We start from the raw sequence: 13,429 nt of genomic DNA on the forward strand, positions 1-13,429 counted from the left end.
ACTCCATGTCCAAAAACCCTATGGACATAACAACGTTAGCCTGTAAGACGGTCTAGGTCTTTCACCGAGCGGTGGTTTGTCACTATTCCTTGGCTTGATTGGAGAATGAAAAAATGAAACCGCCCCAACTGACGAAGTTGAATCCCCTGATTCGAAGATCTGGGAAAACTTTGGCAGCTGGGGCGGTTGCGCTATGAAGAAAAAGCTTACTTGTTCTCGACGTAGCCCTCGGTGGACTGCGGGTCGCGGTCGAAGTCACCGGACTGCAGCGGGGAGGCGGACACGGTGGCGTCAACCTCAATGGTGCCGGTGTTGAAGGTGAAGGTCACCGGGCGGGAGCCGCCGAAGGCGTAGTCCTCGTTCTCTAGGGAGGTGGTCACATAAGTGATGTTCTCATCCTTGCCGTCCTTGGGGAGGCGGTCCAGGTTCGTCTGGGAATCAGCAAAGAGGGAATGATCGCGGGGGAGCGGCTCGACGCCCTCCAGAGGAACATCCTGGCCGTCGACGCTGACGGACTCGAGGACGACGTCGTTGACCTTGTAGCCCTGGTTGACGGCGATGAACTTGAGGGAGGTCTCACCGGTGTCCGGCTCAACCTGAATGGTGACGTCACGTACGGCCACCTTTCCATCTTCGGAGCTTGCGGATGCGCCGTCGACAGCAATCACCTTTTCCGCGGTCTGAGCAACATGACCGGCCGAGCAGGACGCCAAGGCCAGCGCGGAGAGGGCGGTAACTGACATGATGGCACCGCAGCGAGCGGCGGACTTCAGGGACTGCACTGTGAGTGTCCTCCATTGAATTGCGATCACAAAGCTTATCAACGCTTTAGCCTAGTACCTCTGGGGAGAAAGCACACAGTTTCCAGCAAACCCCTTGGGTAGACCGGGGGTAGCCGAGCTTTCTATAGGGCGTCACCGTGGTGTAAAGCGGCGGGCAGGCGGTACCCGGGCGGGGGAGCGGGGCACGATGGCTGCGTGCTAGAATAGATTCCCTGTATATGCGGCCCACCGAGAGTACGCCGAGAGCACACGATGGGCACCGTCTCAAAGGCTTCACAAGGAGTGGCAATGGAATTTAAGGTCGGAGAGGTCGTCGTCTACCCCCACCACGGCGCCGCCAAGATTACGGCGATTGAAACCCGGGAGATGGGCGGCGAGGAGCTCGAATACCTCGTTCTCCAAATCAACCAGTCCGACCTCGTGGTCCGTGTGCCTTCCAAGAACGTTGAGATGGTCGGCGTGCGTGATGTCGTGGGCAAGGAAGGCCTCGAGAAGGTCTTCTCCGTTCTGCGCGAAGTAGACGTTGAGGAAGCCGGCAACTGGTCCCGCCGCTACAAGGCCAACCAGGAGCGCCTCGCCTCCGGCGACATCAACAAGGTGGCCGAGGTTGTGCGTGACCTGTGGCGCCGCGACCAGGACCGTGGCCTGTCCGCTGGTGAGAAGCGCATGCTGGCCAAGGCCCGCCAGATTCTGGTCGGTGAGCTCTCCCTGGCCAAGCCGGTTGATGAGAAGAAGGCTAACACCATGATGGAGGAAATCAACGCCACCATCGAGCGTCACCGCGCCGCTGGCCTGGTGGATGACAAGTCCATTACCACCGACATTGACAATGACGTCGATCTCGATGACCTCTCCTTCGACGACGAAGACTAAGGACCAGCCCACCCCCCGCGTCATTGCTCTCGTCGCGGCTGCTGGTCAGGGAACGCGCCTCGGCGCAGACGTTCCCAAGGCCTACGTAGAGCTGCGCGGGCGCACCCTCTTGGAGCGCTCCGTCCGGGCGATGATCACCTCCGAATTCGTTGATGAGATCATCGTGCTGGTCAGCCCGGCCATGGAAGATTATGCCTCCAGCATTCTCGGCCGCATCGACTCTGACGTACCCATTCGCATCGTCCACGGCGGGGGCGAGCGCGCCGATTCCGTCTGGGCGGGATTGCAAGCAATCCCGGAAGAGGACGCCGTGGTGCTCATCCACGACGCCGCCCGGGCATTGACTCCGCCGGGGATGATCGCGCGCGTCGCCAAGCGCGTGCTCGACGGCGCCACCGCAGTCATCCCGGTCCTTCCCGTGGCAGACACCATCAAAGAGGTGGAGGGCCAGACGGTCCTGTCCACCCCAGACCGTTCCCGTCTGCGCGCCGTGCAAACGCCGCAGGGTTTTAACCTGGCTGCGCTGCGCCGCGCCAACCTAGACTATTGGGCGCAGGACCCTGACTTCGTCGCCACCGATGACGCCAGCCTCATGGAATGGCACGGCGAGCGCGTGGAGACCGTGCAGGGAGATACCTTCGCCTTCAAGATCACCACCCCCATCGACCTCGTCCTGGCCAAGGCCGTGACGGATGAGGCCGAACCGACCATCTTCGAGGTGCCTAGTGACTAACCCGATTATCCCGCGCGTGGGAATCGCCACCGACGCCCACCAGATCGAGCCCGGAAAACCCTGCTGGATCGCAGGTCTCCTCTTCGAGGACGCGGATGGCTGCGAGGGCCACTCCGATGGTGACGTGGTGAGCCACGCGCTTGTCGACGCCTTGCTCTCCGCCTCCAACCTCGGCGACCTCGGCTCCTTCGTCGGCGTGGGCCGGCCAGAGTACGACGGGGTCTCCGGTGCCCAGCTGCTGCGCGAGTGCCGCGAGCTGCTGGAGAAGGAAGGCTTCATTATCGGCAACGCCGCCGCACAGTTGGTTGGACAGAGCCCCAAGATGGGCCCGCGGCGGAAGGAAGCCGAGTCCGTGCTGAGCGACATCCTCGGCGCCCCAGTGTCCGTCTCTGCGACGACGACGGATCACCTTGGCTTCACCGGACGCAAGGAGGGCCGCGCAGCCGTGGCCACCGCCGTGGTCTGGCGCGCTCCCAATTCCTAACGTAAAGTCATCAGAAAAGGAGGACGCTGTGGCTTTGACAATGCGAATTACCAATACTGAGGCACTTCGTGCTCGGCACGACGAACTCCTGTACGCCTTGGAAGCTGCGGTTGGTGAAAACCTTAGCTCTGAAGATTTGCGGATGCTTGCAGACTCCGGTCGCTTTTCGGAAGCAGAACGCGCTTTATATGACGAGCTCCGACGCGTCGAGCTTCTGCTTGAACGTTAGCTCCGTGAACAGTTGCGTGCCTCCGTCGACGTGCTGGAGGCATCTGGCAAAGGGCGTCTGACAAAAGGCATCAATCAAATGGCGTTTTCACGGCTGAAAACGCCATTTATTCGTTGCAGATGGCGCTTTTGGACCCAAAGATGCCTTGAGACAGCCGCCTTTTACGGGACGCCTTCCTGTCTTAGGTCAATTGGGTGCGGAACAATCCCACCACGCTACTGTAAGCCGCCAGTATCAGTGTTAAAAGCGACGTTGCTCATCCACCCACTACCTAAATCGGGTTGAATGGACAGGCACTGCGCCCAGTCCTGCTCCGTGTGACCATCGGCCGTGGTGAATTCCTACCTGCGGGTCAATTAGACTAGGCCGGGTGAGTACTTTGCGCATTTTTGATACCGCCACCCGCAGCCAACGTGAGTTCGAGCCGGTTCGCCCCGGCCATGCGTCGATATACCTGTGTGGTGCCACCCCGCAGTCGCAGCCGCACATTGGGCACCTGCGCTCCGGCGTTGCCTTTGACATCCTGCGCCGCTGGCTGCTCGCGCAGGGCTATGACGTGGCCTTGGTGCGCAACGTCACCGATATCGATGACAAGATCCTCACCAAGGCCGCTGAGAATAACCGCCCCTGGTGGGAGTGGGTATCCACCTATGAGCGCGAGTTCACCAAGGCCTATAACACCCTGGGCGTTCTGCCGCCCTCTGTGGAGCCGCGCGCGACGGGTTTTGTGACCCAGATGGTGGAGTACATGCAGAGGCTTATCGACGCCGGCTTCGCCTACGCCGTGCCTGGGGGCCCAGCGGGGGAGGACGATGAGGCTGGCTCCGTTTACTTTGATGTCGCCGCGTGGAATGCCACGGAAGGGGCGGATTACGGCGCGCTGTCGGGCAACCGCGTCGAGGAGATGGAACAGGGCGAAACAGACAACGCTGGCAAGCGCAGTCCACAGGACTTTGCCCTGTGGAAGGCGGCTAAGCCGGGCGAGCCGTCCTGGCCCACTCCCTGGGGGCGCGGCCGTCCGGGCTGGCATCTGGAGTGCTCGGCCATGTCCACCTACTACCTGGGTAGCGAGTTCGATATCCACTGCGGCGGCCTGGACCTGCAGTTCCCGCACCACGAGAACGAGATTGCACAGTCCCATGCGGCCGGCGATAGGTTTGCCAACTATTGGATGCACAACCACTGGGTGACCATGTCCGGTGAGAAGATGTCCAAGTCCCTAGGTAACGTGCTTTCCATTGCCAACATGCTGGATATCGTCCGCCCGGTGGAGCTGCGCTACTACCTGGGTTCCGCGCACTACCGTTCGGTCCTCGAATACTCTGAGGCAGCGCTGACCGAGGCCGCGGCGGGCTACCGTCGTATTGAGGACTTTGTGGGCAAGTTCGAGGGCGTCGAGAAGGGCCAGTGGACCGCGGCCTTCGAGGACGCAATGAACGATGACATTGCTGTCCCGAAGGCGCTGGCGGAAATCCACACCACGGTGCGCGCGGGCAATAAGGCGCTGGGAGAAGGCAACCGTGAGGAAGCCGAGCGCCTTGCCGGGGCGGTGCGCGTCATGGCTGCGGTTCTTGGCTTTGATCCACTCGATGAACAGTGGAAAGATAGTGGCGAAGAAAGCGGCGCTGATGCGGCATTGGACGTCCTCGTCCGAGCCGAGTTGGAGCGTCGCACTACCGCCCGCGCAGAAAAGGATTGGGCTACTGCGGACGCTGTGCGCGACCGCCTTGCAGCCGCGGGTATTACCATCACCGACACCGCCGACGGCCCCACCTGGTCCTTGGCGGATTAACGTCCTTGGCAAAGGCCTAGGACAGCACAGAAGCCGAGGACAACATAAGGAGAAGAATTATGGCACGTACCCATGGCCGCGGCGGCGCAGGTATCCGCAAGACGAATAAGAAGGGCGCTACGAAGGGCTCTGGCGGTCAGCGCCGCAAGGGCCTAGCCGGCAAGGGGCCCACGCCGAAGGCGGAGGACCGCGTCTACCACGCCAAGCACAAGGCGAAGCTGGAGCGCGAACGCCGCAACTCGGGCCGCCACCACAAGGAGACCGCGGAGATGGTCGTCGGCCGCAACCCGGTCATCGAGTGCCTCCACGCTAAGGTTCCGGCAACGTCGCTCTACATTGTGCAGGGAACGCGCAACGACGCCCGCCTGTCTGAGGCCGTAGCCATGTGCAATACCCGCAACATCCCGATTCTTGAGGTCCAGCGCCACGAGATGGACCGCATGACCGGCAACGGCATGCATCAGGGCATTGGTCTGCAGATCCCGCCATATAAGTATGCCGACGTCCATGACCTGATGGATCGCGCACGCGATGCCCAGGAACCGGGCATGTTCGTCATCCTCGATAACATCACCGACCCCCGCAACCTCGGCGCGGTCATCCGCTCCGTTGCCGCTTTTGGCGGCCATGGCGTCATCATTCCGGAGCGTCGCTCGGCCTCCGTTACCGCGGTGACCTGGCGTACCTCGGCAGGCACTGCCGCGCGCCTGCCAGTAGCTCGCGTGACCAACGTGACCCGCACGGTTCAGGAGTTCCAGAAGGCTGGCTACCAGGTCGTCGGCCTCGATGCGGGAGGCGAGCACACGCTCGACACCTACAACGGCGGCACTGACCCCGTCGTCATCGTCATCGGCTCTGAGGGCAAGGGCATCTCGCGCCTCGTCCGCGAGAACTGCGATGCCATCATGTCCATCCCCATGACCGACTGGGTTGAATCCCTCAACGCCTCCGTGGCGGCAGGTGCGGTCCTTTCGGAGTTCGCCCGCCAGCGCCGCGCGGCCCAGAAGTAGGCTCACGCTTTCGCCGCCATGTTCCTCACGAGTGTGCGTCCCGCCCCGGAGCTTATTGGGGAGGGACTGCCCGGCGTGCCGGAACACATGCGCCGCCTGGGCGTGCTCATCGCAGCGCTGCCCGGCGGCGCCTTGCGTTTGCCTACGCCCGTGACCGTCGTCGTGGGGGATAACGGCGCCGGAAAATCCACGCTGCTCGAGGCCATCGCCGTGGGGCTTGGCGTCAATCCCGAGGGCGGCTCGCGCCACGCCCGGTTTGCCACCGGCGACGAGGACTATCCCGAGTGGCTCATCTGCTCGCGGGCGCACAACCCGCGCGACGTGTACTTCTTGCGCGGCGAGACCTTCCTCAACTTGAGCGAGTATCACCACCAGATCCACAGCCCGGAGAATCCCGATCCGCTCAGTGACCTGCCGTTTCTCAGCCACGGCCAGGGTCTGCTCGCCCTCGTCGAGAGACGCTTCCATTCTGACGGAATGATCATTCTCGACGAGCCGGAAGACGGCTTGTCCTATCCCCGGCAGGTCGAGGTTGTCACGCAGCTCGAGCGCCTCGCCGCCCAGGGCGCGCAGGTCATCCTCGCGACGCACTCGCCAGTCTTCCTCAGCATGCAAGGCGCGACCGTCTACGCGTTCGGCGACAAGGGGATTGCGCCCGTCGCTCCCGAAGCGACGGAAGCTGTCCACGCCGCGCGCGAGTTCCTTGCCGATCCATTGGGAACCGCCGCGTTTCTTATTGGGGAGGGCGAATGAGAGACTTCTATGTCGACGCCTATGCCGCGCTGGACGGCGGCCACGGACCTGAGTGGGTGTCCTCCGTTCCTGGTTTCGTGGCGCTGCGACGCCAAGGACTGGACCTGCGTGCGCCGGTGACCGTGCTGACCGGGGACAACGGGGTAGGAAAGTCGACGCTCGCCGAGGGCATTGCCTTCGAGTACGGCTTTCCTGAGCGCGGTGGGATATGGGGTGTGCAGCGCTCCGCCGGTCCCATCAATCCCCTCCGGAGGTGGGCGAGCCTGCGGCTAGGTACCGCGCCCAAGGACGGCTACTTCCTGCGAGCGGAGGCGCACTACAACGTTGGTTCGACCGCGATGTCGCATGGCGAGTCCGTCATGGACGTCGTGCAGCGTTCCTTTGATGGGCGCGGGCTCTACATCCTCGACGAGCCGGAATCTGGGCTTTCGCTCGTGCGGCAGATGACGCTCATGGCGGAAATCCATCGCGCCGCGGAGGCGGGTGCGCAGTTCATCGTGGTGACGCACTCACCGATTGTGGCAGCCATCCCCGGTGCGCGGATTGTTGAAATTACAGAAGATGGGTTCTTCCTTGAGCTGCGCGACGTGACACAGACGCTGGCGTTTCAGTCGTTGCGTGAGTTTCTCTACGCCTCCGGATGCTAGATTCAGGGCCGAGAAAGCTGGATGGCGATCTTTACTTCTTGGTTGCTGGCCAGTACTTCACATCTTGAACATTCAGATTGCGTGCGTGTGCCGAATACAAGGTTCTGGAGGATTGGGGTTCCACGGCTTAGAGACGAGGACAACTCGGTCCTTTGCCTGCCGTTTTCACCTTGTACAGATTCAGCTGCGGGTAACTTGAAGAATCTTCGCCAGCAAACCGTGACATCGAGAGTACATACATGCACAGACGTGTGCAACATCACGCTGGGACGTAATAATTCTCTAGATAACAACGGGTCGCAAGTGTGATTAGTCAGTACGCGAGAAAAGAAAACCTACGCGATGGAACGCGACCTCTACGCGATCGTCAACGACATTGCCGACCACTACAACAAGGTTCACTGAATGATGAACTGAAGGATCTTTTATCCCTTGTAGGCCTTTCATTGCACCACAGTGTTTCCTGCGAGCATGCTTCGCTCGGTATGAAACAGCGTCTAGGAATCGCCAAAGCACTGGTCGGTAATCCACAATTATTGCTTCTCGACGCTCACCTACGAACGGCCTCGACCCGAGGTTGGGGCTGAGTGGAGTGAGACACGATGGGGCGCACGTGCAGTCTAGAGCCCGAAGAATTCCTCCACGAGCTCGGCAGCGATGAAGGAATCCGTGTTTTTACCCAGGCGTGGGTCCAGCTCGTTGCCCGACGGGATGACGTGGCCCATGCCCTCGACGCTCACGAGCTCGACCGGCGCGCCGGTGGCGTCTGCCGGCTCCCAGCGGTCGACAACGGTGTCGGGGAAAAGGTGGGTGCGCTCTGGGCCGGCGGCATGGTTGAGCTCCGCGAAGCGTGCGGCGTTCTCCTGCGCGCCGGTGACGGCACCGCGGGTGCGCTTCGGGTCAATGCCCGCCGTTCCGCCCGTATAGGGCGCGAGCCGGTCGCCCGTGCCGTGGACGAACATGACCGGGGTGGGTTGGTACGCCGAGTCCGGATTGGTGGGCGCATGGTTGGCGCCGGCGCCGAGAGTGGAGGCGAAGATGCAGGCGGCATCGGCAAGCCCGGGGGCGTCGAAGAGCAAGCGGATAACCATCTGCCCGCCGTTGGAGAAGCCGCAGAGGAACACGCGGCTAATCTCCTGCTCCGCGCGCAGCTCGTCGAGGATGGCGCGCGTGAAGGCGACGTCATCGATGCCCAGCTCGCGCGCGGCGACGGGCAGGGTGGCGCGGGCATCGTTAAAGTGCTGTTCCACGCCGGTGGGGTAGACCGCAAGCATGCCGTGGCGGGTGGCGAGGTCATCGAACGTGCCGTTAGTGAAGCGGCGGATGACGTTCGCGGATTGCAGGGAGCCGTGGAAGAACAGGAGGAGGTCTCTCTGGCGCTCGACGTCATCATTCGGGCGGTACACGAGGTACGTGCGGGTGCGGTCTTGTAATTCGAGGCTACGGCGTTCCAAAGTCACGCATCTAGCCTAATCCTGATGCGCGCAGTGCTCATCGTGCGTCGAGGTGTGGTGTGTCTCGGCGTCGGCGCGATCGGTGGCGGCGCGGAAGTGTTCCTGGGAGGCGCGGCGGGCGGCGACGTCGTCGCGGACGGCCTTGCGGCTGCGAGCCCAGCCGATGCCGCGGCAGACCAGGTAAATAACAAAAGAGATGCTCGTGACGAAGACCGAGACGGGCAGGCCCGGCGCCAGGGAGAGGACCAGGCCGCCCACGGCGGAGACCTCCGCGAAGATGGTGGACCACACCACCGCGCGCAGCGGGGAGGAGGTAATCTGTACCGCCGCTGCGCCCGGGGTGATGAGCAGCGCCATGACGAGTAGGGAACCGACGATCTGTACGGACTGCGCGGCCGTCAGACCAACGAGGATGGCGAAGCAGACCGCTAGGGACTTCACCGGCACGCCGGCGGCTTGGGCCATGACGGGATCCGCAGAGGCGAAGAGCAGCGGGCGCCAGAACAGCGCCACTACGGCGACGATGATGGCGGTCGTGGCGGCGAGTAACCACACCGAAGCGGAGGAGACGCCGACGATTTGTCCCGTCAGGAGCGTCATCGCGGTCTTGGCGTTGCCGGGGTAGAGGTGCAAAAAGAGCACCGAGAGGCCCAGGCCGAAGCTCATGACCACGCCGATGGCGCTGTCTTGTTGGCCTTTCAAGCCCAGCACCGCCAGGATGATGGCGGCGACAATGGCGCCGGCGATCGCGCCGAAGCCGATGTTGAGGCCGAACAGCAAAGCCGCGGCCGCGCCCATAAGAGCGAGCTCAGAGGTGGCGTGCACGGAGAAGGACATCTGGCGCAGGACGATGAGCGAGGTCATCACCCCGGAGAGGATTCCGAGCAGCGCGCAGGCGATGAGCGAGGATTGCACGAAATCAACACCCAGCAGGTACTGGGTGTCCTCGATGAACTTAGACAACGATGAGCCTCCCATCGACGTTGAGGACGGTCACGGAGGAGCCATAGAGCTCCGAGAGCACCTCGGAGCGCATGACCTCATCGACCGTGCCGAACGTGTGGCCATTGGGCGCGAGGTAGAGTACTTTATCTACCACGCCCAGCACCGGGTTTATGCCATGGGTAACGAAGAGTACGGAGGTGCCGCGCTCGTGGCGCCACGCATTGAGCTTCTCGACGGTCGCCTGCTGCCGCGCTGGATCCAAAGACAACAGCGGCTCGTCCGCGAGGATGAGCTCTGGGTCGTTGGCTAGGGCCTGGGCTTGGCGAATGAGCTGTTGCTGCCCGCCGGAGAGCTGGCCCACGCGGCGGTTGGCAATGCCGGTGGCGCCAACTTCGGCGAGGAGTTCGTTGACACGCCCCCGCGCCGGCCTTCGCTTCCGGAGCACGCCATGGGCGAGGGAGAGCGACACGAGATCCCGGGCGCGCAGGGGCAGGTCTTGGGGGAACATTCTTTGCTGCGGGATAAAGCCCACGTGGCACGTGACGTCTACGCTGCCCGCGGTGAGCTGGCGGGTACCCAGGATAGTTCCCAGCAGCGTGGACTTGCCCACGCCATTGGGGCCTAAAACGGCGATGAACTCGCCGCGGTCTACGGCGAGGTTCATATCCGACCACAGGGGTTCTACTGCGGCATTCTTAAAGGAAATGAGCACTTATGCGGCCTCGAGTGCGTTGACGACTTCTTCATAGTAGTCAAGGAAGTTGGTCTTCTCCGGCGGGGTTTCACCGATTTCGACGACCGGGATGTTCTTGTCCTCGGCGGCGGTGCGAATGCGCTTGGTCATGTCGGTTTCGGTCTGCGGGTTGAAGATGAGCAGGTCGATCTTGTCCTGCTTGATGTCCTCAAGGAAGTGCGCCAGGTCGGCGGCGGTGGGCTCGCCTTCAGCAACGGTGGCCTTGCGGTAGCCCTCCGGGGTGGCGTCGGTGCTCTCGGTGTATTTGAAGATGTAGTCCGCGATGGGCTCGGTCTGCGCGTAGTTGCGCTGCGGGAGCTTCTCGATGCGTGCCTTCAGTCCTTCCACACGTTCCACGAGTGGGTCGGCGGTCGCCTTGGCTTCTGGGTTGGCCTCGTTAACTAGCGTGGCGACCTCCGTCGCCACCTTCTCGATGGCGGCGGAGTCGTACCACACGTGCTCGTTGCCATCGATGTTGGTGACCTGCTCGGGGTGCTCGGCGGCGATCTTCTTGGCCTCATCCATGGTCACGGTCTCACCTTCGTGAGCGTGGTCATGATCATGACCTTCTCCATGGTCATGGCCGTCATGACCATGCTCGTCATGGTCGTGCGCGTGTTCCTCGTGCGCATGGTCGTGTTCTTCTCCATGATCATGATCGCCATGGTCATGCGCGGTCAGCGGCAGGGCGTGGATGATCTCGTCCTGGTTCTTGACGGCCTGGTAGAGCCATGCGTCGTAGCCGCCGCCACCGGCGATGATGACGTCGGCGTCGTTAGCGCGCGCGATGTCGGCCGCGGTGGGTTCGAAGTGATGGGGGTCCACGCCATTGCCACTCACGATGGGGCGGACGTCGATGTTGACGTCGGTCTGTGCGGTATCGACGACGGCCTGGGCAACGTCGGCCCAGATGGAGGTCGAGGCCACGACGTGGATGGTCTCCTTGTCGGAGCCGGCATCCGAGCCGCCGGCGGCGCTGTCATCACCGGAGGAGCAGGCACTCAGCGCTGCGGCACCCAGGGTGGCGGCGAAGAGGAGAGCGGTGGGACGTCGGAAAGCACGGCGTGAGTGGGAAGTGGTCATGTCCCTATTTCTACGCTTTAGTGAAAATTGTTGTCAAATGATAATGAGTTGAAAACGGGTAGTGTTACCGTCATGTCCAAACGCAGCACGACGCTGGCCTCCCTGGCTGCCGAACTCGGGGTTTCGCCCACCACGGTGTCCAACGCGTATAACCGCCCGGACCAGCTGGCGCCTGCCACCCGCGAGCGCATCCTCGCTGCCGCGGCCGAGCGCGGCTACACCGGCCCGGATCCCACCGCGCGCAGCCTGCGCACGCGCCGCCAGGGGTCGCTGGGGGTCCTGCTCACCGAGCACCTGTCCTATGCCTTCGAGGACATGGCTTCCGTGGACTTCCTCGCCGGGATGGCGGAGGCTTCAGCGGGGGCGAGCACGACCCTTACCTTGATTCCCGCCGGCCCGGATACCGTGGGCGCCCCCAACGATGCCCAGGCGGCGCAACTCGTAGGGTCGGCGGCGGTTGATGGCTTCGTGGTCTATTCCGTGGCGGCGGGCGATGCTTATCTGGAGGCCGTGCGCCGTCGCTGTCTGCCGGTGGTGGTGTGTGACCAGCCCACGGATTCGGGCCTGCCCTTCGTGGGCATCGACGACCGCGCCGCGATCGCCCCGGCGGCGCAGGCGCTTGTCGACGCCTCCCATACCCGCATCGGCATCCTCACCATCCGCCTGCACCGTGAGCGCCTCGACGGCGAAGTGACGGCCGAACAGCTCGCCGCGGCGGACATGCACGTCCAGCGCTCGCGCGTGCTGGGGGCGCTGGACGTCTTCGCGCAGGCGGGCCTCGATCCTTCAGATATCCCCGTGGTGACGCGCCACATCAACGACCCGCGCACCGCCTATGCGGCAGCCGAAGAGTTGCTGAGCGCCCACCCCGAACTCACCGCGGTGCTGTGCACGACGGACTCGATGGCGCTCGGCGTGATAGCTTATGCCCGCGATCATGGAATTGCTGTGCCCGAGCAGCTTTCCGTCACCGGATTCGACGGCATCGCGCCGGCCCTAGCGCTGGGGCTGAGCACCGTCGTGCAGCCGAATAAGGAGAAGGGGGCGGCGGCCGGGCGCATGTTGGCGGGCCTCATTGAGGGCGACGGTGGTGCGCCGCGCACGTTGCTTTCGACGTCTTTCCACCCCGGGCGCACAGTGGCCCCGGCCGGGGCTTAAGAGCTGTGCTGCGCGCGGGCGGACGCGAGTTCTTCGAGGAACTCCGTCACCGCCGCGATATCTGGTAGGCGAAGCGCTGCCTGCGTTGCGCCCTCGCCGACCTTGACGCCAAGGTCCGGTGGCTGGTTGAGCACGGCGAAGCCGTCTTCGTCGGTGGTGTCATCCCCTAAGAAGACCACCGCTGTGGCGCCGACGCGCTGGCGAAGCTTCTCAATCCACGTGCCTTTCGTGGCCTGCGTTGCGGAGAACTCGACGACGCATTTGCCTTCTGTCTTGGGGAAGCCATCGGCGCTTAACGCTGCCCCTTCCGCATAGGCGGCGGCCGCGGCGTCCGGGTCTTGCAGCTCTAGTGCGCGCAGGTGCAGCACGCGCTGGAAGGGTTTAACCTCCAGCTCCGCGCCGGGGTGGCGGGCGATGATCTCCTTCAGCTCTTCTTCCTTCTTGGCCAGATGGGCTTTCATCTCTGGGCTTAAGGAGGATTCCTCCCACGAGGATTCGGCTCCATGGGAACCGCCAAAGAGCACCGGTTCGCGCAATGGGCACACCCGCTTCAGGCCGTCGAGGTGCCGGCCAGAGAGTACTGCGGCGGTGGTGTGGGGGAGCGCCGCAAGGGAGGCCAAGGCATCGAGTGAGCGCTGCTCTGGGCGCACGTCATAAGCGTTTCGGGCGAAGCCAGCTAGGGTTCCATCAAAGTCGGACACAACCGCGAGGTGTTCGGCGGAGGCGAGAGCATCAATCATGTTTCCCACCCTA

General features: G+C 63.2%; 15 protein-coding genes. 9 read left to right on the forward strand and 6 right to left on the reverse strand.

The genetic code is table 11. The features are described 5' to 3' along the window. Window positions 1-206 precede the first annotated feature (206 nt). Complete coding sequence (locus tag HMPREF2967_RS02495; protein ID WP_070684848.1) at window positions 207-782, reverse strand: hypothetical protein; 576 nt, start codon at window positions 780-782, stop codon at window positions 207-209. 288 nt (window positions 783-1,070) lie between these two features. Between HMPREF2967_RS02495 and HMPREF2967_RS02500 the strand changes: the two genes are divergently transcribed. The 8 genes from HMPREF2967_RS02500 to HMPREF2967_RS12765 all read left to right on the forward strand — a co-directional run bounded on the left by HMPREF2967_RS02500 (window position 1,071) and on the right by HMPREF2967_RS12765 (window position 7,890). Further along, window positions 1,071-1,655 carry a CarD family transcriptional regulator gene (locus HMPREF2967_RS02500; RefSeq protein WP_070684850.1) on the forward strand — a complete coding sequence of 195 codons (585 nt, stop codon included), beginning with the start codon at window positions 1,071-1,073 and terminating at the stop codon, window positions 1,653-1,655. After that, complete coding sequence (gene ispD / locus HMPREF2967_RS02505; RefSeq protein ID WP_070522801.1) at window positions 1,627-2,388, forward strand: 2-C-methyl-D-erythritol 4-phosphate cytidylyltransferase; 762 nt, start codon at window positions 1,627-1,629, stop codon at window positions 2,386-2,388. Before HMPREF2967_RS02500 ends, ispD begins: the two co-directional genes overlap by 29 nt. Then, window positions 2,381-2,872, forward strand: a complete 492-nt coding sequence (gene ispF, locus HMPREF2967_RS02510) for a 2-C-methyl-D-erythritol 2,4-cyclodiphosphate synthase (RefSeq protein WP_070684852.1) — start codon at window positions 2,381-2,383, stop codon at window positions 2,870-2,872. Before ispD ends, ispF begins: the two co-directional genes overlap by 8 nt. A 599-nt stretch (window positions 2,873-3,471) precedes the next feature. Beyond that, window positions 3,472-4,893 (forward strand): cysteine--tRNA ligase, encoded by a 1,422-nt coding sequence (gene cysS / locus HMPREF2967_RS02520; protein WP_070684856.1) that lies wholly within the window; start codon window positions 3,472-3,474, stop codon window positions 4,891-4,893. 59 nt (window positions 4,894-4,952) lie between these two features. Then, complete coding sequence (rlmB, locus tag HMPREF2967_RS02525; protein WP_070522812.1) at window positions 4,953-5,903, forward strand: 23S rRNA (guanosine(2251)-2'-O)-methyltransferase RlmB; 951 nt, start codon at window positions 4,953-4,955, stop codon at window positions 5,901-5,903. Window positions 5,904-5,921: 18 nt separating this feature from the next. Then, window positions 5,922-6,656, forward strand: a complete 735-nt coding sequence (locus HMPREF2967_RS02530) for an AAA family ATPase (protein WP_010188884.1) — start codon at window positions 5,922-5,924, stop codon at window positions 6,654-6,656. Further along, the gene (locus HMPREF2967_RS02535; protein ID WP_010188886.1) at window positions 6,653-7,303 is read left to right on the forward strand and encodes an AAA family ATPase; all 651 of its coding nucleotides are present in this window, start codon (window positions 6,653-6,655) and stop codon (window positions 7,301-7,303) included. Before HMPREF2967_RS02530 ends, HMPREF2967_RS02535 begins: the two co-directional genes overlap by 4 nt. Before the next feature lie 305 nt (window positions 7,304-7,608). Next, on the forward strand, window positions 7,609-7,890 hold the full coding sequence (locus HMPREF2967_RS12765) for an ATP-binding cassette domain-containing protein (RefSeq protein WP_080550367.1): 282 nt from the start codon (window positions 7,609-7,611) through the stop codon (window positions 7,888-7,890). A gap of 33 nt (window positions 7,891-7,923) precedes the next feature. On the opposite strand, the gene HMPREF2967_RS02540 is transcribed toward HMPREF2967_RS12765, so the two are convergent. Genes HMPREF2967_RS02540 through HMPREF2967_RS02555 form a run of 4 tightly spaced genes read right to left on the reverse strand, consistent with a single transcriptional unit; the run spans window position 7,924 to window position 11,518 of the window. Next, window positions 7,924-8,763, reverse strand: a complete 840-nt coding sequence (locus HMPREF2967_RS02540) for a CE1 family esterase (RefSeq protein ID WP_070522820.1) — start codon at window positions 8,761-8,763, stop codon at window positions 7,924-7,926. A 9-nt stretch (window positions 8,764-8,772) separates the two neighbouring features. After that, window positions 8,773-9,735, reverse strand: coding sequence for a metal ABC transporter permease (locus HMPREF2967_RS02545; RefSeq protein ID WP_175973284.1), 963 nt, complete (start codon window positions 9,733-9,735; stop codon window positions 8,773-8,775). Then, the gene (locus tag HMPREF2967_RS02550; RefSeq protein ID WP_070684858.1) at window positions 9,713-10,414 is read right to left on the reverse strand and encodes a metal ABC transporter ATP-binding protein; all 702 of its coding nucleotides are present in this window, start codon (window positions 10,412-10,414) and stop codon (window positions 9,713-9,715) included. Before HMPREF2967_RS02550 ends, HMPREF2967_RS02545 begins: the two co-directional genes overlap by 23 nt. Beyond that, window positions 10,415-11,518, reverse strand: a complete 1,104-nt coding sequence (locus tag HMPREF2967_RS02555) for a metal ABC transporter solute-binding protein, Zn/Mn family (protein ID WP_070684860.1) — start codon at window positions 11,516-11,518, stop codon at window positions 10,415-10,417. Window positions 11,519-11,590: 72 nt separating this feature from the next. Between HMPREF2967_RS02555 and HMPREF2967_RS02560 the strand changes: the two genes are divergently transcribed. Further along, window positions 11,591-12,676 (forward strand): LacI family DNA-binding transcriptional regulator, encoded by a 1,086-nt coding sequence (locus tag HMPREF2967_RS02560; RefSeq protein ID WP_070684862.1) that lies wholly within the window; start codon window positions 11,591-11,593, stop codon window positions 12,674-12,676. Here HMPREF2967_RS02560 and otsB read toward each other — a convergent pair. Beyond that, window positions 12,673-13,416 carry a trehalose-phosphatase gene (gene otsB, locus HMPREF2967_RS02565; protein ID WP_070532319.1) on the reverse strand — a complete coding sequence of 248 codons (744 nt, stop codon included), beginning with the start codon at window positions 13,414-13,416 and terminating at the stop codon, window positions 12,673-12,675. The two genes, HMPREF2967_RS02560 and otsB, sit on opposite strands and share 4 nt — an antisense overlap. Between the last annotated feature and the right edge of the window lie 13 nt (window positions 13,417-13,429).

Source organism: Corynebacterium sp. HMSC059E07 (genome assembly GCF_001814395.1).
Lineage (GTDB): Bacteria > Actinomycetota > Actinomycetes > Mycobacteriales > Mycobacteriaceae > Corynebacterium > Corynebacterium hesseae.